Below are 18,400 nucleotides of genomic sequence, written 5' to 3'. Positions count from 1 at the left end.
ACACTACATAAAAATATTAAACAGATTTTATGGATTCTTTTATTCTTTCTTTATAGGAACTATATCAGTAAGTGGAGCAACATAAAGAATAATATTACAACTTATACGCCAGCCTAATTCCGGATCTTTCCTCAGAACAACTACTATTTGGTCAGTTTCAAAAAACATCAAAAAAAAGGCATAATCATCAATAATTAGAGGAAAGGTTATTTTTCTGGCTTTTGTAGAATAACTTTCTGTAAGTTCAATTCGACCTTTAAGTCTTGAAGGATCAAGTCTTAAATTTGGGATTGAATGATTTAGGTATTCGATTTTTCCAATATTTGCCTTTATAAATTCCTCAACCTCAGGACAACCTTCACCTAAAATTATATTTCGCTCTGAACGTAATAGGCCTACCCAAAACCTGATCTCTGATGTATGGTAAAATAATTCAACCTTATCACCATAAACCTTGAAATTACTTGGGTTGAATTTCTCGTTGATGACAGCATATTCTTCATGGTATAGTTCTTGTCCTGCAACTTCCAAAATGGCTAAAAATCCAAACAACATGGAGAATATTAATCTTTTCATATTTATTCTGATTTACAAGGGTAAACACAATAATAACTGATTAATATAGTTGATCAAATTCTTGTAAAAAATATTATCCAATACTCTATAAATTATGGATAAGACACCAAAATTTAGAAAAACTGAAATAAATTCTATTTTAATTTATTATAGATTTTTTGGGTAGTCTTTACAGGTTTTTCAGAATAATCAATCAATTTGCCATTGAGTCTTCTTCAAATAAATCGATCTGAAAATGAATCCAATTTTTAGACTAGCCAACCCAAAAGACCACAATTCCCTTTGGGAAATTATTCAGCCAATTATTCGCAAAGGAGGCACTTATGTCTTTTCCCCAGATATCTCCGAGCAGGAAATGATGGCGTATTGGTTGGGTACGGACAAAAGCACTTTTGTGGCGGAAATGGACGGTAAAATCGTAGGAACTTTTTACCTGAAACCAAACCAACCCGGATTGGGAAACCATGTCTGTAATGCGGGATTTATGGTCGATGAAAAGGAAAGCGGCAAAGGCATCGGCAGACAGATGGGACTTTTTGCTTTGGAAGAAGCCAAAAAAGCGGGGTACCTCGCCATGCAGTTCAACTTTGTATTAAGCACCAACCAAGCTGCCGTAAAGCTTTGGCAATCCCTAGGATTCGATATCATCGGAGAAATCCCCGAAGCCTACCGCCACCCGGAAAAGAGATTGGTGGGGGCGTATGTGATGTATAGGAGGGTTTGACGTGGGTTTTTCGAAATTTATATGGAAGAAGTTTTTTCCTAAGGTAATAACCTTCCCCTCTAGGCAATCGGCTTCTTTAATTTTATATCTACAATAACCACCAAGTTGGGGATAGAAAAAAACACCCAATCCTTTCTGAAAAAAATCAGCACTGGGCTATCTGGTGATTTGTAGTGGCACTTTTTGAGTCGATCCTATATCGCCCGGTTAATTTCTCCCTCACCCAACCTGACTCCAATACAGGAAGAATTACCGCAAAAAGTATACTAACAACCTGAATTTGTATTACCTGTCAGAAGGCAGATAGCGGCAACTTTGTCCCGTAATTAAAACTTTACGCAACATGACAAAGACAATTTTAATAACAGGGGCAAGCAGCGGAATCGGAAAAGAAACTGCCAGATTATTTCAGGCCAAAGGTTGGAACGTAATCGCTACCATGCGAAATCCGGACAGCGAAAGCGAATTAAACACATTGGAAAATGTATGGGTTACCAAGCTTGATGTGTTGGATCTGGATTCTATCACAAAAGCCGTATCTGAAGGCATTCAAAAATTTGGGGGAATTGATGTCTTGCTCAACAATGCAGGCTATGGCGCTTACGGGCCCTTGGAATCATTTTCGAGAGACAAAATTTTACGTCAGTTCAATACCAATGTAATTGGTCTTTTGGATGTAACCAAAGCAGTTCTTCCGCATTTCCGACAAAACAAAAAAGGATTGATCATCAACATTTCATCCATAGGTGGCAAGATGACCTTCCCCTTGGGTGCATTGTATCACGGGACAAAATTTGCCGTGGAAGGCATCTCAGAATCGTTGCATTATGAAGTGGAACAGTTTGGCGGACAGGTGAAAATTGTAGAGCCGGGGATGATCGCAACAGAATTTTCGGGCAGGTCATTTGACTTTAGCAATGATGACTCGATGGTCGAATACCAAAAAATCGTGGGTGCATTAATGGGTGCAATGCCAGCAATGGCACAAAATGCTTCTCCCTCAAGTGTGGTGGCAGAGGTGATCTTTGAAGCCGTAACGGATGGCAAAAATCAATTGCGGTATACAGCGGGCGAAGATGCCAAAATGTTGATTGCAAACCGCCAACAATATGATGATGCTACATTTATCGGGGGAATTAAGGCACAGTTTGGGCTCTAAAATCACACCTATATGAATCCGATTATCAAGTATTTCAATGGAGAAAAAGCTGAAAGCTATATCTTCCTCCTTGTCGGAGTCATTGCATTGGCTATGGCTCTCTATTTCGTTTTTGGTTTAAAAACATCCTTTTGGAAAGGGGTTGCCATTCCTTTTGTGGTGGTGGCGATCCTAGAAGTTATCGTGGGTTTTACGATTGTAACCCGCAGTGAAAATGACATGATCAGGGCAGAAAAGTTTGTCCAAAACGAGCCGGAAAAAATCAAAACAGATGAAATCCCGAGAATGGAAACGGTCCTGCGTAATTTTGTGATTTACAGGTATGTGGAAATTGCATTGATTATCTTTGGCATCGTATTGATGTATACCACACCAATCGATACCTTCTGGCAAGGCATTGGTTTGGGCTTCTTTATCAAAGCAGGTATTGTATTGGGATTGGATTTTTTTGCAGAAAGAAGAGGTCAATTCTATCTGGAGTATTTAAACAGTTTAATTGATAAAATATGAAGCCGATCATCCACCTGTCCACCATCTCAGACCTCTACAGATTATTTGGTTTGGGACCAAATCACCATCCTTTGGTGGCTGTGTTGGATTTTAGTAAAGTAAGTGAGCATGTAGAAAAGCATACCAGGATCAGCACTGATTTTTATTCGATCATGTTTAAGAATTACTGCAAAAACACGATCAAATATGGCCGGAAAAACATCGATTTTCACGATGGAAGTCTGATTTGCATTGCTCCCAACCAAATGATCGAAATGGACGACGAAGTGGAATCCACGGAGAATATGATGGGGTGGGGCTTATTTTTTCATCCCGATCTGATCCGGGCCACGTCTTTGAATGAGAAAATGAAGGACTACAGTTTTTTCACCTACGAAATCTCCGAATCTCTTCATCTATCTGACAAGGAAAAAAACATCCTGTATGAATGCGTGCAGCAGATTAGGACAGAACTGCAAGAAAATATTGATGTCCACAGCCAAAATATCATCGTCTCTACGATCGAATTGTTGTTGAACTTTTGCTCCAGATTTTATGGCAGACAAATGATCACAAGGAGCAACACCAACAAAACCATCGTGTCCCAAGTCGAAGGGATCCTCCACCAACACTTTACATCCAACGAGATCAGCGAAAAGGGATTCCCGACAGTCAAATACCTGGCTGAAAAAGTCAATCTATCGGCAAGCTATTTGAGCGACTTACTCAAAAAGGAAACAGGAAAAAATGCACAAGAGCATATTCATTATTTCTTGATCGAAGCTGCGAAAAACATTTTGATCAACTCTGACAAAACCGTCAATGAAATCGCCTATAACCTGGGTTTTGAATATCCCCAATATTTCAACAAACTCTTCAAGCAAAAAACCGGACAGACACCGTTGGAATTCAGGAATTTGAGTTGAAAAGAACCTGTTGGAATTGGCAGCTCAATCAAAGCCTTTTCAAAAAATACCAATACAAAGTTTGATTTGTAACTGTCGATTGAATTCAGGCTTGTTTATCAAAATCAAAAAAACTCCGAATTATTGTATGCAAAAAAAATTGGAGAGAGATTTCCAATTTTCTAAAAATCCAAAATAGAATTATTTCTTATTTTCGCTACCCCAATTCAATCTCCATCCCTTCCCTCGCAAGTCCAAAGTCAAGCTTTCCGCTATGATTGGACTTCAGCATAGCCAAGAATTCTTTGAGATTACTGTCGCTGTGGGAAGGATCATGATGGGTCATCAATAGCCTTTTTGCACCTGAATACCCGGCAAATTGAATGCTGTCTTCCATGCAGGAATGTCCCCACCCTATTCTTCCTTTATATTCTTCCTTGGTAAACTGCGCATCATGCAGGAGAAGATCTGCACTCTCTGCAAGCTCAAAACCGGAAATCCATTTTGGGTCATTTACCAATCCCTTTGGTCCCAAGGCCGGTTCGTGGTCAGGGATATAAGCCATCACGGCACCTCCACAGCTGACACGAAACCCTACTGTCGGTCCCGGATGGATCACAAACTTAGATGAAATGACAAACGGCCCGATCTCAAAACTGCTGTTGGAAATATCATGAAGGGTCAGTTTACAAGGCAGGTCACGGATATGGACAGGAAATAAAGGCGGTGATAAGTACCTGTTGAGTCTTGCCCGCAAACTTTGGGTCGCACTGACAGGAGCCCAGATATGCACGTCCTTGGAAGGATCAAAAAGCGGATTAAAAAAACCCAATCCCTGTATGTGGTCCATATGGAGGTGTGTCAGTAAAATGTCCAACCTATCAATCCCTTCGGGTGCAGACACCTTTTGGATTCCCGAACCGCCATCAAGGATAAGTTGCCAATCACCTTCCTTTACAGTCACGCAGGAGGTATGTCCGCCGAAAAAAGATGTTTCGGGACTTGAGGTGGGAATTGATCCCCGGACTCCTTTGATTGATATTTTCATGTGTCCTGGGAATTCCAAAAAATAGCTACTGCACCCAAAAATTTGCCGGTGCGGCCGATGATGGGATAGGAAGTTACCGAAATCTTTTCATTGGCTCCTTTCAAACTTTCAATCCAAAATACCTTATGATGCGGAAGCTGATCGATTAAGGTATTTACCAAGGGCAAGCCCTCAGGAGGCAGCGGAGCCCCATCTTCATCCAAAGGTTTGAATATTGTCGACCACTCCTCCACCTTCATCTCCCCGGTATCTTCAAAGGAAGTCCCGAGGACTTTATCCGCAGGCTCGTTGTAAAATATCAGGTTACCTACCGTATCTGTGATAAAGACAGGAATCGACAGACAATCGGCAAGCTGACGGTTGAGGATAATCTCTATTTCGTAGGAGGCCATCTCGGGAAGATATAGTGTTACCTAAATATAGGAAAACAATTCAAAATAAAGGATAACCGATTGTTATTTCCACGGTATAATCTCCTATTGTAATTGAAACACTTTAAAGATTTATTTTCAACTGCAAAGGTATCGGAAAGGGGATTGATGATTTATTCAAAGAAGAATCATAAGTGCATGGAGTGAAAATGAGGAATCAAAACAGACACCAAGGGGTCAAACATTGAATAGCCCTAGATTTCTCCCGAAAAGCATTGGATAGGGATTAAAAAATGAATGTTGTCAAGCCAACCCCGAAGGCCTGTTTGCCGCAGACAGGGATTAAATTAATTTTGGGAAGGTCTGTTGAGTTAATTTCAGTTTGACCTTCCCTGTTTTTATAGGAAACTTAAATTCCCAATTTGAATTTCCTCGGCCAAAAACCGAATTCGCTTGTTTCGTTTCTTACCTCGAATATCTCCCAAAATCGGGATTACTCGTGGATACCAATATTTGACCACTACGTGGCTGGACCTCGTCTCCAATGTTTCCATCCTCTCAAAGTTTGTATAAATCTTCTAATTCAGCCATTAAATGAAAAAACATTCTTAAGGCATTTAGCAGACTTGGTCATGAAAATGGATAGATCAGATAGACATTAGTAATGATGGTGGCTATCCTAAACTCAAAGAAATGAAAAACTTTATAATATTTTCTAATTCTAAATTCTGTCGGACTGATATGTAGGCGAGATTTAAAAAAGCAGTTGAATAGGGTCTATTTGCAAAATTTTTATAGTATTTTATTTGGCTATTTCTCCCTGAATGTTTTAATTTGAAATTCAAATTACCCGTTATAAAATTAATTTTACTTTATTCATAAACCAAAAACAAAATGAAGATTTTTGATAAAGAACAGTTTGTTGCCCTATCCAAGAAATCAGGATATCCTTTTATTTCTATTTACACCCCTACCTCGCGGTTGAGTACCACCGCTTATAAGGATGACAAAACCCATTTCAAAAACCAGCTACAGGAGATCAACAGCAGACTGACTTCTGAGAAGGGTTTGGCTTGGAAGGAAGCCGATAGGATTCTTGCCCCTGCCAATGAACTTTTGGATAAGGATGAATTTTGGGAGCACAATTCCGACATGTTGGCCGTCTTCCTTCGTGACGGGGAAATGGAGGTTTTTCAGTTACCCCTTGAAGTAGCGGAAAGCAGCCATTTTATCGGATCCAAACCGATGCTTCTTCCTTTAATTCCTGAGCTTTCGGATGATGGTCACTATTATTTACTGCTATTGAACCTTGACCATATCTACCTCTATGAGGCGACGAGAAACGGGATTCAGGAAATAGATGAGGAGGATATTGCCTCTTCATTTACAGAAGATGAAGAAGAAGCAAGGGGAGATAAAGGTTTTCAGGCAAGGGGTGCGGGGACAGGTTCACAGTTTCATGGGCATAGCGAAAATTCTGACGAGGAGAGGAAAAAGAGGTTGCTCCAATTTTTTCACAGGGTAAACAACAAATTGGTACCGGTTCTTAACCGCAACCCCTTGCCATTGTACTTAGCAGGGGTAGAATACCTTGCCCCGATATACAGGGAGGCAAACAGTTACGGATACCTGATGGAGGGCAAGATTACAGGAGCATTCAACCACAATGACATGATGGTTCTCCATGCCAAATCATGGGAAGTTGCGGCGCCGTATTTTGAAACAGAAAGACTCGAAAGAAAGTCAAGCTTCGGTTCTTACCTCGCCAATGGTCTTGCGATCAACAATGACAAACTAAAACTGATCAAGGCTGCGCTCACAGGTGCAGTGGATACACTTTTGGTAGATAAAAATCATGTGCATCTCTGGGGAACATATGATGAAAGTGCCCACCAAATTACCCTTTCGGAAACCCAAGAACCGGGAATGCACTGCCTGATAGATGAGGCTGCCGCCAGGGTGATTGATTTCAAAGGCAAGGTCTACCTCGTAGAACCTGATATGATGCCGGATGAAAGTGCTGCGATTGCCGGAATCCTAAGGTATTCTTTATAATAAATAACATGATTGGAGAGCCACAATTATTAATGTGGCTCTTTTTTTTATAAACAATATTCTTGTACTTAAAAGATCATTTCTAACTCCTGATTAATTTATATTTTTTATTCTTTAACACATGATGAAATAACATGTATCATATTACCAGTTTATTGATTTTAGCAGCACTTGTTTTGATGAATAAATTTCATCCTGATAATTAATACCTATAAAACATGATTAAAATCATTAAAATGACTGTTAACTGGTTCTAATCACCTATTTTTTTAAAAAATTTTTATCTAATTGATTACCAAATTTTATCAGTATCATTAAATTGCAACACTAAGTTTTATTTTATCAACCTCAAACTAACAAGCTTTATGTTTAAAATTCATCTAAAGGGGAACCCTTTGAGGGTTTTTCTAATTACCATTTTTTTGGGTTTTGCAGGGTTTCTGCAATCTCAAGCCCAAAGTTTACCCGGTGATCATGCCCGCTGGATAGGGACTTTGGAAGGCTCTATGGTCGATTCCCAAGGGAGTGGCCTAGTGTATGATTTTCAGTTTAATGAAGATGGAACCGTCGATGTGGAAAAAAGTATGACGGTCCGCAAACTTAAGCAAACCTTCAATTGGTCGATGGAAGGAGCTAACGTAGTTTTATCAGGAGATGCAGCCGGTCCTATAGGGGAGCTCTCTGGCAGAACCATCACCTACATTGATGAAACGAAGTTTGAATTCAAACATGTAGACGGAGTAACAGATGTAGAAATACGGAAAAGCAAGCCATTTTGGTCATGGATGCATTTGGTATTTCTGTTTGTGATCTTGATGGTAGGCAATGAGATTTCAAGGTATTACAAGATTGCACCTTATGTGTTGTACTTTGTATTGCCGATCGTCCTGATTCCATTATGGCTTAATGCTGGATTTGATGGCTGGTTCCGATGGATCAAATTGTATTCAGCGGTAGCAGGTGGTGTATTTTTTACCTTATTTAGGTTTAATGGCATTGATGGAAAGACTTGGGCAAAGTTTGTGGTGATGCTGATTTTAGGTATCAACATAGCTGAGGCGGTAATGCAGGATTTTTCCCAACCAGATATGCCAAATTTATTGAATGCCATCGCCGGTGTATTGTGTATGATTACAATGTCACGCTGGATGGGTATCAAGAAAGACGAGCAAAAGCCCCATGACATGTTGTGGCCGGGAATGACCACGTTATGGGTATTGGCCTATGATATCTGGAACATCACTTTTGTTTATATTAATTTTCCAAATACTGTTGCCTTGTCCTTTATAGTGCTACTAGCGCCGACAGTGGCTGCAATATGGATTAAAAAGGGGACCTATCTTCAGGCAAGAGCTTATACATTGGCAATTTATATGATGTATTTATTCAGCTTTAAAGCCTTTGCGGACAACAGTTTGGGATTGACATTTGTGATCCCGATGCCAAGGTCTGAAAACTTGGTTTTGATCATGGCATTGATCAGCTTGGCATTCAATGCAGTCTATTTTATCCTCCATTACAGGTGGAGATTTACCGGAAAAGCCCCGGCTTCTTTGGAAGTTGGACAAAGTGAGTCAGTTCTTTAATTGAAATTTCCATATTTTTTAAATCTTGATAAATATGAAATTTCAAAAGAAAATAATTTTACTGATTCTTTTTTTGGGCATTGTTACTTTGGCAAAAGGTCAGGAAATAGATTCCCTTTTTGAAGGGAAAAAAGAAAGAAAAGTAACCATTATCCCTATGCCAGTCATAGCGGCCAACCCCACGACTGGATTGGTTTATGGTGTTGCTCCAGGGTTTAATTGGTTCAATGGAAATCCCGAAACCACCAGCATGACAAGTGTATTGGGAACTTTTCTCTATACCCAAAAAAACCAATTGTTTCTCCAGGTAAGAGGAAATGTGTTTTTGGAAGATGACCGTTGGATGATGATGACGGACTTAAGGTATAATTTAAACAGTCAGCCAACTTATGGATTGAGTACTGATGCTTCGTACATGTATCATACTGTATTGGGAGAAGATGGAGAAGTCTCTGATGATCTGGTCAAGGGTCCCCCTGAAAATGAAATGATGGGTTTTAATCATTTCAGGTTTTATCAAACAGCCCTTAGAAGGCATGCTGACACAAGGTTTTTCTATGGTGTTGGTTACCATTTAGACATCATGTCTAGTATTGATGACAAGCAATTGGATCTTGAATCTGATCCTCAAAGATTGACATATCACTATCAATACCAATCATTAAAGGACATGCCTTTGGAAGGTTACACTCAATCAGGTGTTTCTTTAAATGCTTCTCTTGATAGCCGTGATAACGTTGCCAATCCCTATGATGGCAGATTAGCCTTTGCTTCTCTGAGACTTAATCCTGAATTTTTGGGCAGTACTGAGGGCGCAAGTCAATTGTGGTTAGAATACAGGGATTATTTTAACTTAAATCCCGAAAGACCAAGAAACCTGATTGCGGTCTGGGCTTATGGATGGTTTGTCACTGGTGGAAAAGTTCCTTATATGTTTTTGCCGGCCACTGGCTGGGATATGTTTGGTAGATCCGCTAGACCCTATACCATGGGCAGATTCCGTGGGGAGGATCTTACTTATACTGAGGCGGAATGGAGATTCCCGCTTCAAAAGACAAAAGATAGACTTGGGGGTGTTGTGTTTGTGAATGCAACTTCCGCCAGTAGCAGGACAGACAATGTAAAACTGTTCAGCCATTTTCAAGCTGGATACGGAGCAGGTTTGCGATATATGATCAGTCCAAAAAACAGGGTCAATATTGGATTGGATTATGGACGAGGGATTCACGGGGCTTCAGCAATTTTCCTTAACCTGAATGAAATGTTTTAAATGCATTCCATTTGTTTGAATAAAAAAAAAGGCTACCTCTACGGTAGCCTTTTTTCGTCAGCGAAATAACAGTTGGAAAAGACTAATTCTCAATATCAAGCCAGTTTGATAAAATGGGGGAAGGTTTTGTTGGTGGCCACGATAGCATCTTGTTCTGCTACAGTCAAAACAGGCTGACCAAATCCCCAAGCTCTTCTTCTGATCATCATACCAAAATGGATGTAAGCATTGTAGACATTGATACCAAGACTGCACATTGCCAAAATGATGATGAAAGTGGGGTCATCAGGAAGCAACACATTATTTAATGGATGGCTGATCCATTTGGAACCGCTCATGATGTACATCATGTAAGCAGATAAGGTGTAAGCCCTTGCCTGAAGCCATGTTCCCACTTTGTAAAAGGCAGGGATGGTACAAGATAACAGCACGATCAAGCCCATCACCGCATGTTCAGGGATGCAGTTACAGATGTAACTCCAGTTCCAAACGTCATAAGCGATGATCCAAAGCAAGGTCATGTCAGGCCACACCATGTCTTTCCATTTTGAGCTGTCGGCTTTGATGGTCAACCAACCTGACAAAGTGATGATTGAAAGGATTCCGGCAGTACCGTTTAAAAAGTGATAGATGCCTCCAAATCCTGTACCCAATTCAAAATCCCTTAATACTGCTTCCACAATATTGATGGCCAAAATGGCTGCCACTACAAATTTTGCCCATTTGTAATTGTTTAATTTGGTAAATCTGACCAATGTAAAAAATACCGAACCGGCGAGGGCTGACCATACTTTGGCTACGTGAAACCAGGTATCAACTGCAGTACCTACCGTGGTAATGGGCCAAACATAAATCGTAAGATAAAGTGGGAGAATGACACAAGTAGCCCATACAAACCATTTGGACCACCTGCAGAGGTAATTGAAAATCAACAATGCAATCAAAACAGCCGAGGTATGCATGATGGCAGGCCAATTGGAATGCTCCTGCACTTCATAATCAAGTCCGTCTTTGGAAAAAGTGAACAAACCCTCTCCTGCTTTGGTCATGGTGACATCATTGAAATCGTCGATGACGCTTGGCGGCCAAATCGGCATGATGGTCAGTTTGTCTCCGATCAATTCATACTTCTGTTTTTCCTTGAAATCTTTGTCTTCCGAGTTTTTTTCGGTGACTATGACCGTTCCATCTTTACTGAAGCTAAAAATAAAGACCTGATTGTCACTTCGTGTGACCGCATACTTGCCTTCCAAAAACTCCCTTTCTTGGGCAATTAATGGAGAAATAATTCCTCCAAAAAGTAGGAGGGACAGCATTGGCATAAAAAGGATTTTAAGCCAATGAATACTGGTACTTTTTCTCATGTTACTGTTGTGTTAAGTTGTGGTTAAAAGAGTAAATAAAAAGATCACAGTAAGGAATTAATGTAAAGAAATCATTACGAGGATTTCAAATTAATTTTGTCTTATGTAATATAAAAAGGTTTTTAATTTAAAAAAACAATTATATGCAGAATTTTGATACTTTTTTTCATTGAATAGTGATACAAAAATTGCAGTCAACCTGGATGGGTATTTTATTAATCCTGTAATTTTTCAAGATTGGAAACTACAGTCAACAATGAATCTTTCAGGCGCAATGGTTACCTGAAGGGAGTAATAAATGCAGGCCTGTGTTGTCTTATTTCCAAAAGCAAGCCCTACCTGAGGGTTAAAGGACTATGCCGGACATTTGATTTTAGAGATTTTGGGTCAGAGACCATAACCAGTATAAAAGGCAACATTGTAGTTTGATCCCCCAGAGTGCAATTTATCTGAGCCTAGAGCATATTAAGGTAACTATTGATGTATTTACACTTTTCATGTGCCCGGTCCCGGAAAACCGGTGGGGTCTTTCTCCTAATTCAGAATCAACTTAATATAAAGATTTTACCAATTCAGCCCAATTGTATACCGGTGGCTTTCGTGGATATGTTGAAAAAAGTGTTGATTCCTTGCCGAAAGTTATTCACACCTGCAAAGTCGCATCAATAAAAGTTTGAACATGTAAGTAGCAAATTTCCACCTTATTTTTTGTCATAAAAAATCATCCCCATCTCAAAAAGATAGGGATGAAAAGTCAAAGAGTTCATTTTCTAAAATTTACTAAACAGGTGGGGCTTTTTTCTGTAGCTGTAGCCTGAGTGCATTCAGGTCCTTGGACATGGTCTGCATGGCGGCTTCCATCAACTGGTACCTGGTCTGCACCTCATAGAGGTTTTGTTGCAGTGCCCTGAAGTCCTGCAAGAGGAACTTCAACAGATAGGCAATAACGGATAGCATCAATGAAATTACGCCTCCTGCCCCAGCAAGGTATTCTGCGGATTCAATTTCCATAGGTTCTGTTTTGAAGGTTTAACATCACTGTAAATCTCCAGCCATACCTCCTCCCTTTCTCCCATGTAATGGATGACCTTGTCCGTCAGTATCTTACATGCAAGTCGGGTAAACAACGGTATGCTTCTTTTGAAAAAGGTGACCGGGACGATAGTATCCGTAGCACCTGTTTCTGAACTGACCCTAATTTCGAAGCGTCTCCCATCTGCTTCAAAATAAAGGTACCAACCGCATTCTTCGTCGTATTCGCATTCCAATCTGTAATTTCCTTCCGGACAGGGGATGCTTTTTAAATGAATCGAAGGTTCAAGGGTTTTGCAAAGCAGCTTTCCGTTTAGGTAAAAAGTACCTCTAGTCAAGTGCTTTTTATACTCCCTTTTTAAGAGCAACTTCATGGCCTTAGGCTTTTTCAACTGTGATGAAAGCCGCGGAATTGTGTGCCCCGTTGTTCATTGCATATTGCTGCCCGTTGACTATCTGCAGGAATTCAATCCCGAAGATGAACATCTTGTGTGGCTCGGGCAGGCCTGCTTTAGGGATAGTCAGGGTAATGGGGGCAGTCAGCTGCTCTATCGGATTGTCCGATCCGGTTTCCAAGAGAAAGTTCTTAGTCCCTGTGGTCAGGTCAAAGGATGCACCGGCTGCCATTAACCTGAAATGTGAAGCTCCCTGTGGGATGACAAGGTAGTCAGCCGGCAAAAAGGCAGGAACAGTGCAGGTCCAGTCCGTAGGTGTATTGGTCACGGTAAATTCCGTCCTGATCGTGCCAGACAAAATTGCATTGGAATTGAGTTCAAAACCTTGGAGCAGGTTCCAGTCCCCTTCTGCGACAACCCTCTGACCCCGACCGTTAACAGGATCTGTTCTGAGAACTTTCATCATCTGCCTTACCATTCTTTGGTAAAGTTTGGGATCAGCTATTCGGATGATGGCTGGTCGGATGGTATCCTGGACCAATTTGACAGACCTGATATTCTCGGTGAATTCCTTCAGGTTTTCCCTGGTCCTTGCATACTTGGGATCGTTCATGATCCTGTCTTTGGAGACGCCTCCTTTTTCCCTGGCCATGTGGCCGTCCTTGGTTTTGTAGAAAGACAATCCTCCTACATTACCGTTGAGTGTGATGATACTTGTTTGCTTTGCCATTTTTGATGTGGTTTATGTGAAACATGGTCAAATTTGGGAAGGCTAGTGAAGGAATAAAAAACAATCTGCGGATCCTGCGGATATTGCGGATTTTGCGGAAAAGTACTGTTTTTGCGGATTCTGCGGATTCTGCGGAAAAGTACTGTTTCTGCGGATTCTGCGGATTTCGTAGGTTTTCGGGCAGGCTGAGGTGTTGGAATATTGTTGGTTGATTTTTTGTCCACAGACCACAGTCCATGGTCCACAGTAGGATTGTGATTAATGAGTGGATTAAAAGGTAAAAGTGGGCAGCCAAAGAGCATGAAGATCTTTCTTGGAAAAGTACAAGACTTTAAATTATCGGAATAATTATATGTTTTCTTGGAAATTGGTCAAAAGTTAACGAATGGTGGGGGAGGGTATAACGGGTCCCTAGGAGAAGGTTAGGAGAAGTATAGGGGAAAGTGGGGTAAAAATGCCGATTTTGAGAAAATTAATATGATTATTTATAAAAAAATTGATTTTTTCGAAGGTAGTTGGTATTGAATTTTTTATAGAATTTTGAGGTAAGGAAGTCGGGAAGAAAGGAGGAAAAAGTTGTAAAAGTTGTAGTCGTTCTAGTTGTTGTAATGGTTGTCATTGTTGTCTGGGTGTCAGGTTGAAAAACCCCGAAGGGGTGACATGTTTATAGAAAAAATGTGAAATGAGTTGGGTTTGGTTTTGGCTAATTTAATGGGTGATTGGGAATTTAGCTTTCCGCCAAAACAGGGAAGGTTTTTTTTACTACAGATTTAAATGATTTTCACAGATTTTTTACCATGTAGAAACATAGATAACATAGGGGTGGATAGGTTGTTAAGTTTGATTGTAATTGTTGTTGGGGAATCAAGTCTTATGTCTTGGGTCTTGCATTTTGTGTCTTTTTACTCCAGAACAGGAATAGAGAATTTAACCACAGATAGACAGGATTTTCACAGATGGACTAGTATGAATTTTTACCACAAAGAGGTATAGGGAACATAGGGGTGGATAGGTTCCGCTACGGCGGACAGGTGTAATCGATGTAGTGGTTCTAGTTGTTGTCGGCTGCGCGTTGTCAGGTTGTCGGCTACGCGTTGTCGGGTTATCGTGTTGAGAAAGTTATCAGGGAATCAAGTCTGAGATCTTGGGTCTTACATTTTGTTTCTTTTTACTCCAAAACAGGGATGGAGAATTTAACCACAGATGGACAGGATTTTCACAGATGGAACAATATCAATTTTTTTACCACATAGGGACATAGAAAACATAAGTTTGGTTTGGTTCCGCCATGGTGGACAGGTGTAATTGTTCTAGTTGTAGTCAAGTTGTCAGGTTATCAGCTGTGCGTTATCATGTTCTGGGAATTGTCATGATATCAATGTCTTGGGTCTTGGGGCTTCCATCTTGTGTCTTTTTCAAGCCTCTCGTTTCTTATAAATATTTTTCAACTTCATGAAGGGGGATGCCGGAAAATTCGCAGAATTCATAGATAGTTATGAATTGATGGGGTTCTTTGTTATAATGCTCCCTGATTTTGGTTAGGAGTTCCTGTCCATACCTCTCACTTTTACCCGTGATCAGCTGTACATCTTTTGGATATATGACACATTTCTTAAGGAACATAAGTCAAAAATTTGGGTGAAAAAGATCATTGATGTTCAATTTGATTTTATTAGTCCCAGGCTAACTGATAATCGAGCCATTTGATCCTGCCAAGTATCGGTCAGTCTCCATGTTGGACCAAGCATTGCTACCGACTACAATTTCTTTAAGTCCTTGGAAAAATTGAGTCAACAGTGGATTTGCCTTAATAGCGGGAAAATCAACAAAGAAATCTTTCAAGTGATTATCGTGGATTTTTTTTACCCATTCAACAGCTTGACCTTCTGTGAAATTGAAAATTTTCATAGCAATAATAACATGGTTATGAAAATCACCGGAATTTAATTCTTTCGGGTATGAGCAAAGGTCATTTGCCAGACAAATCAGATTTGCAGCATGAAAACTTAAATTCTTGGCCTCCAACATATAAAAAGTAGGAAGGTCTTTATTACTCAACATATATTTTAAAAAGAATATTGCGATATAAACTCCTGAAAAATATAATCTATGGCTATTATATTCATTTATATCTGGAATGATTCCTTTGGCTTTGTTTGATGATTCCCAAATCAATGCGTGACAGAATTCAGACCAAACCTCAGAAAAACTATTCAAGACATCAGATCCGCACTTTTCTTCCAAAGACCTCGCAAAATCATAAAAAGCCAGGATAAAGGAAATATTTTTTTCATGTTCCTCTCCGCTTTTCAAGAAGGATGAAGTTTTCGATTCAAAGTTTTTTGCCCATTTTAATGCTTCTTTATGATTCATAGAATCCATGATATCATCGATTAAAAACAAAATGCAAAATAGTTTTGAAACCAAAGTGAGCCATTCTCTATCCGCATTTGGATAGATATATGCGCCAAACCAATTGATTTTTGACTGGTCAAATGCTACTTCAATTTGTGCTGAAGGCAATAGACCCTTTTGTTTTGCCCAAGTCAAAATAATTGGATCTACCGTATTTACCAAAGGATTGACCTGCGATGGAAAGGGATATATAATACTCATAGCTAAAACATTTTTTTGTTTAGAGGTATAGTTTATTTTTTAACACGCAATCTTGAAACTGTCCTTTCCGGAAGGTTCAGGATGCCACAGACATCCTTGATTTTGACTTCTCCCAAGCAGGGACAGATTCTATAGAGGTGATCGTATCGCTGAACTGGTTCAAGCCAATAGAGCTTTTTCCATTGTGCATCTCTGGATGTAATTCTATGGTTGATTTTAAGTCCCAGTTCAGCAAAATTCTTTAGGTTTTTAATGACAAGAACTTCATTTTCCTGAGTGAATTCCGCAACCATGCATTCTGTATAAGTGATCAGGGATAGGTTATTTTTAGCCCGGTTGAGGTAGGAATCAAAGTCACATACTGTGTCATTAGGGCAATAAATCCTTCTACAAACAGTGTCCTCCTCTCTATTTTCAAAAAGTCCGATCAGCCCCTCAAAAAGGTATCTACTCACAGATTCCACATCAGAAGCACCCTTAAGGACGGTGTTTTTGGGGTATTTTTTGAAAGTAAGGTAAGGCATGAGTTCTAAATATTCTTCCAGTGGAATTACCATTAAAGAATCATAATCATTTTTCATTTTAACCATTAAAGATTCCATTTGTACAGCAGCAAAAGTTTTAAAACCGATAAGATTTCCTGCTTTATGGTCAAAAAGAACCGGAAGCAGTATAACTGAAAAAAGAAAATGATGAAAAACTTTCTTCTTTCCACCAAGAAGGAGGCCCACACCTGCTTCATCTACTTATTAAAGTAGTTTAATTTAAAATACAAATACCGAAAAACGCAAGTTTATTTACGAAAATATTTGGTACATACCCAAAAATCCCGCCTACAGGCAGAATTTTACAGGTCATTTTATTTTCCTGCCAGGTATTTTTCCATTGGTACCTGCAGTGCCTTAATTTTATTTCAGTCAAAATAAAAAGGTATGATTGGGCATGGCAAATTAAGAAAGCATAGGCATTTGGCCACTGATGTAGCAGCAGTACTGCTTTGTTTTCTATTTTTTTATACGGGACTAAGTAAGCTTTTTGACTGGGAAGGGACAAAATCCGGGCTGTACAATCAAGTGTTCCCAAAGTGGATGGCAGATATGCTGCTCTTTAGCTTGCCAGTGCTCGAAATAGGAACTTCTCTCCTTCTGATGATCCCAAAAACCCGGCATTTCGGATTCAGAATATCAATTATTTTAATGGCCTGTTTTTCCGGTTATATAGGATTGGTATTGACAGGAATTTTTGGAAGGGTTCCCTGCAGCTGCGGAGGGGTGATTGATTCCCTAGGGTGGTGGGAGCATCTGGTGTTCAATCTGATTTTTTTGGGAATAGGTGTAGGGGGTTGGAAGTTGGGAAAAGTGAATAATTAAGAATTATGAATGAAGAATTAAAAATGGATTTGTGGTAGGTAGGATGATGTATGTCCGAAGGTGGGAAATAATAATGTAGGATTGAGGGTCTCTGCCAAGTTGGACAGGTGTAGTTGTTTCGCCACGGCGGACAGGTTTAATGGTTCCGCCACGGCGGACAGGTGTCAGGGTTGTTGGGGTGTCGGGATAGAAGAATGGAGGAATGAATAATTGAGAATAAAGGATGAGGAAGAATTGATAATGAAAAATGCTGAAGGAAGTTTAGAAAAATCAAAGATATGGAAATGCCACAGCGGGTACGGGTATCTGCTTGGCGACAGTAGGGGGAAAAACCGGCCGTCCCTCTCGGAAGGTGTGCAAACCAAAACGACCGGTGTTACAATTTAACCTTAAAGTAAAACTATGAAAAAAAACGGAATGAACCTGCTACGTGCAGGGGTATTTGTGTTGGCAGCGGTATTTGCATTTGCATTTGCCCCTGTATCCACCGAGGATGAAAAGTATGGAAATGCAAACGGGGAGTGGTATGATGCCACTGATGCCCAGATCGGGATCGATTACCGCTGTGACAACCCTTTGAGCCAGGTTTGTCTGAGGTCTGCACCTCAGCCCAATGCACCTGTGGTCAGTAACGGGGTGTTTGTACCCATTACCCTCAGTCCGATGTAGTATTTAAAAAAGGCGGGTTGGAGTCCAACCCGCTTTTATTT

General features: G+C 40.0%; 19 protein-coding genes. 9 read left to right on the top strand and 10 right to left on the bottom strand.

Annotation, left to right across the window (positions count from 1 at the left end):
* Window positions 1–39: 39 nt before the first annotated feature.
* Window positions 40–576 (bottom strand): hypothetical protein, encoded by a 537-nt coding sequence (locus tag NK987_RS07580; protein ID WP_259263348.1) that lies wholly within the window; start codon window positions 574–576, stop codon window positions 40–42.
* A gap of 235 nt (window positions 577–811) precedes the next feature.
* Between NK987_RS07580 and NK987_RS07575 the strand changes: the two genes are divergently transcribed.
* The 4 genes from NK987_RS07575 (at window position 812) to NK987_RS07560 (ending at window position 3,874) form a co-directional block, all read left to right on the top strand.
* A complete protein-coding gene (locus NK987_RS07575; protein WP_259263347.1) occupies window positions 812–1,300 on the top strand; it encodes a GNAT family N-acetyltransferase in 489 nt (162 codons plus the stop codon).
* Window positions 1,301–1,643: 343 nt separating this feature from the next.
* A complete protein-coding gene (locus NK987_RS07570) occupies window positions 1,644–2,459 on the top strand; it encodes an SDR family oxidoreductase (RefSeq protein ID WP_259263346.1) in 816 nt (271 codons plus the stop codon).
* A gap of 12 nt (window positions 2,460–2,471) precedes the next feature.
* Window positions 2,472–2,969 carry a hypothetical protein gene (locus NK987_RS07565; RefSeq protein WP_259263345.1) on the top strand — a complete coding sequence of 166 codons (498 nt, stop codon included), beginning with the start codon at window positions 2,472–2,474 and terminating at the stop codon, window positions 2,967–2,969.
* Window positions 2,966–3,874, top strand: coding sequence for a helix-turn-helix domain-containing protein (locus NK987_RS07560; protein ID WP_259263344.1), 909 nt, complete (start codon window positions 2,966–2,968; stop codon window positions 3,872–3,874). Before NK987_RS07565 ends, NK987_RS07560 begins: the two co-directional genes overlap by 4 nt.
* Window positions 3,875–4,070: 196 nt before the next feature.
* Here the strand turns inward: NK987_RS07560 and NK987_RS07555 are convergent, their stop codons facing one another.
* Together NK987_RS07555 and NK987_RS07550 are read right to left on the bottom strand one after the other, a co-directional pair.
* The gene (locus tag NK987_RS07555; protein WP_259263343.1) at window positions 4,071–4,901 is read right to left on the bottom strand and encodes an MBL fold metallo-hydrolase; all 831 of its coding nucleotides are present in this window, start codon (window positions 4,899–4,901) and stop codon (window positions 4,071–4,073) included.
* Entirely contained in the window at window positions 4,898–5,293 is a 396-nt protein-coding gene (locus NK987_RS07550) for a transcriptional regulator (RefSeq protein ID WP_259263342.1), read from the bottom strand. The genes NK987_RS07555 and NK987_RS07550 overlap by 4 nt, the downstream gene beginning before the upstream one ends.
* Window positions 5,294–6,166: 873 nt before the next feature.
* Between NK987_RS07550 and NK987_RS07545 the strand changes: the two genes are divergently transcribed.
* From NK987_RS07545 to NK987_RS07535, 3 genes are all read left to right on the top strand, one after another.
* The gene (locus tag NK987_RS07545; protein WP_259263341.1) at window positions 6,167–7,327 is read left to right on the top strand and encodes a baeRF7 domain-containing protein; all 1,161 of its coding nucleotides are present in this window, start codon (window positions 6,167–6,169) and stop codon (window positions 7,325–7,327) included.
* A 365-nt stretch (window positions 7,328–7,692) separates the two neighbouring features.
* Window positions 7,693–8,913, top strand: coding sequence for a DUF5692 family protein (locus NK987_RS07540; protein ID WP_259263340.1), 1,221 nt, complete (start codon window positions 7,693–7,695; stop codon window positions 8,911–8,913).
* A 34-nt stretch (window positions 8,914–8,947) separates the two neighbouring features.
* Window positions 8,948–10,183: an outer membrane protein assembly factor gene (locus NK987_RS07535; RefSeq protein WP_259263339.1), complete on the top strand. Its 1,236-nt coding sequence runs from the start codon at window positions 8,948–8,950 to the stop codon at window positions 10,181–10,183.
* A 95-nt stretch (window positions 10,184–10,278) separates the two neighbouring features.
* Here the strand turns inward: NK987_RS07535 and NK987_RS07530 are convergent, their stop codons facing one another.
* From NK987_RS07530 to NK987_RS07500, 7 genes are all read right to left on the bottom strand, one after another.
* On the bottom strand, window positions 10,279–11,547 hold the full coding sequence (locus NK987_RS07530) for a DUF5692 family protein (RefSeq protein ID WP_259263338.1): 1,269 nt from the start codon (window positions 11,545–11,547) through the stop codon (window positions 10,279–10,281).
* Between the two features lie 780 nt (window positions 11,548–12,327).
* On the bottom strand, window positions 12,328–12,558 hold the full coding sequence (locus tag NK987_RS07525) for a hypothetical protein (protein ID WP_259263337.1): 231 nt from the start codon (window positions 12,556–12,558) through the stop codon (window positions 12,328–12,330).
* Window positions 12,513–12,953 carry a DUF5675 family protein gene (locus tag NK987_RS07520; RefSeq protein WP_259263336.1) on the bottom strand — a complete coding sequence of 147 codons (441 nt, stop codon included), beginning with the start codon at window positions 12,951–12,953 and terminating at the stop codon, window positions 12,513–12,515. The genes NK987_RS07525 and NK987_RS07520 overlap by 46 nt, the downstream gene beginning before the upstream one ends.
* Window positions 12,954–12,957: 4 nt before the next feature.
* A complete protein-coding gene (locus NK987_RS07515) occupies window positions 12,958–13,704 on the bottom strand; it encodes a hypothetical protein (RefSeq protein WP_259263335.1) in 747 nt (248 codons plus the stop codon).
* Window positions 13,705–15,135: 1,431 nt separating this feature from the next.
* A complete protein-coding gene (locus NK987_RS07510) occupies window positions 15,136–15,327 on the bottom strand; it encodes a hypothetical protein (RefSeq protein ID WP_259263334.1) in 192 nt (63 codons plus the stop codon).
* Between the two features lie 60 nt (window positions 15,328–15,387).
* Window positions 15,388–16,320, bottom strand: coding sequence for a terpene synthase family protein (locus tag NK987_RS07505; protein WP_259263333.1), 933 nt, complete (start codon window positions 16,318–16,320; stop codon window positions 15,388–15,390).
* Window positions 16,321–16,352: 32 nt separating this feature from the next.
* The gene (locus NK987_RS07500; protein WP_259263332.1) at window positions 16,353–16,910 is read right to left on the bottom strand and encodes a hypothetical protein; all 558 of its coding nucleotides are present in this window, start codon (window positions 16,908–16,910) and stop codon (window positions 16,353–16,355) included.
* A gap of 342 nt (window positions 16,911–17,252) precedes the next feature.
* Between NK987_RS07500 and NK987_RS07495 the strand changes: the two genes are divergently transcribed.
* Complete coding sequence (locus NK987_RS07495; protein WP_259263331.1) at window positions 17,253–17,690, top strand: MauE/DoxX family redox-associated membrane protein; 438 nt, start codon at window positions 17,253–17,255, stop codon at window positions 17,688–17,690.
* Between the two features lie 402 nt (window positions 17,691–18,092).
* Window positions 18,093–18,359, top strand: a complete 267-nt coding sequence (locus NK987_RS07490) for a hypothetical protein (protein WP_259263330.1) — start codon at window positions 18,093–18,095, stop codon at window positions 18,357–18,359.
* Window positions 18,360–18,400: the final 41 nt, after the last annotated feature.

It is taken from the genome of Aquiflexum gelatinilyticum (assembly GCF_024813435.1).
GTDB lineage: Bacteria > Bacteroidota > Bacteroidia > Cytophagales > Cyclobacteriaceae > Cognataquiflexum > Cognataquiflexum gelatinilyticum.
This window is presented reverse-complemented; position numbering and strand designations above follow the sequence as displayed.

Coding starts and splice junctions, on each gene's coding strand:
- NK987_RS07580 (WP_259263348.1), bottom strand. CDS start 576: ATGAAAAGATTAATATTCTCCATGTTGTTTGGATTTTTAGCCATTTTG.
- NK987_RS07575 (WP_259263347.1), top strand. CDS start 812: ATGAATCCAATTTTTAGACTAGCCAACCCAAAAGACCACAATTCCCTT.
- NK987_RS07570 (WP_259263346.1), top strand. CDS start 1,644: ATGACAAAGACAATTTTAATAACAGGGGCAAGCAGCGGAATCGGAAAA.
- NK987_RS07565 (WP_259263345.1), top strand. CDS start 2,472: ATGAATCCGATTATCAAGTATTTCAATGGAGAAAAAGCTGAAAGCTAT.
- NK987_RS07560 (WP_259263344.1), top strand. CDS start 2,966: ATGAAGCCGATCATCCACCTGTCCACCATCTCAGACCTCTACAGATTA.
- NK987_RS07555 (WP_259263343.1), bottom strand. CDS start 4,901: ATGAAAATATCAATCAAAGGAGTCCGGGGATCAATTCCCACCTCAAGT.
- NK987_RS07550 (WP_259263342.1), bottom strand. CDS start 5,293: ATGGCCTCCTACGAAATAGAGATTATCCTCAACCGTCAGCTTGCCGAT.
- NK987_RS07545 (WP_259263341.1), top strand. CDS start 6,167: ATGAAGATTTTTGATAAAGAACAGTTTGTTGCCCTATCCAAGAAATCA.
- NK987_RS07540 (WP_259263340.1), top strand. CDS start 7,693: ATGTTTAAAATTCATCTAAAGGGGAACCCTTTGAGGGTTTTTCTAATT.
- NK987_RS07535 (WP_259263339.1), top strand. CDS start 8,948: ATGAAATTTCAAAAGAAAATAATTTTACTGATTCTTTTTTTGGGCATT.
- NK987_RS07530 (WP_259263338.1), bottom strand. CDS start 11,547: ATGAGAAAAAGTACCAGTATTCATTGGCTTAAAATCCTTTTTATGCCA.
- NK987_RS07525 (WP_259263337.1), bottom strand. CDS start 12,558: ATGGAAATTGAATCCGCAGAATACCTTGCTGGGGCAGGAGGCGTAATT.
- NK987_RS07520 (WP_259263336.1), bottom strand. CDS start 12,953: ATGAAGTTGCTCTTAAAAAGGGAGTATAAAAAGCACTTGACTAGAGGT.
- NK987_RS07515 (WP_259263335.1), bottom strand. CDS start 13,704: ATGGCAAAGCAAACAAGTATCATCACACTCAACGGTAATGTAGGAGGA.
- NK987_RS07510 (WP_259263334.1), bottom strand. CDS start 15,327: ATGTTCCTTAAGAAATGTGTCATATATCCAAAAGATGTACAGCTGATC.
- NK987_RS07505 (WP_259263333.1), bottom strand. CDS start 16,320: ATGAGTATTATATATCCCTTTCCATCGCAGGTCAATCCTTTGGTAAAT.
- NK987_RS07500 (WP_259263332.1), bottom strand. CDS start 16,910: ATGGTTAAAATGAAAAATGATTATGATTCTTTAATGGTAATTCCACTG.
- NK987_RS07495 (WP_259263331.1), top strand. CDS start 17,253: ATGATTGGGCATGGCAAATTAAGAAAGCATAGGCATTTGGCCACTGAT.
- NK987_RS07490 (WP_259263330.1), top strand. CDS start 18,093: ATGAAAAAAAACGGAATGAACCTGCTACGTGCAGGGGTATTTGTGTTG.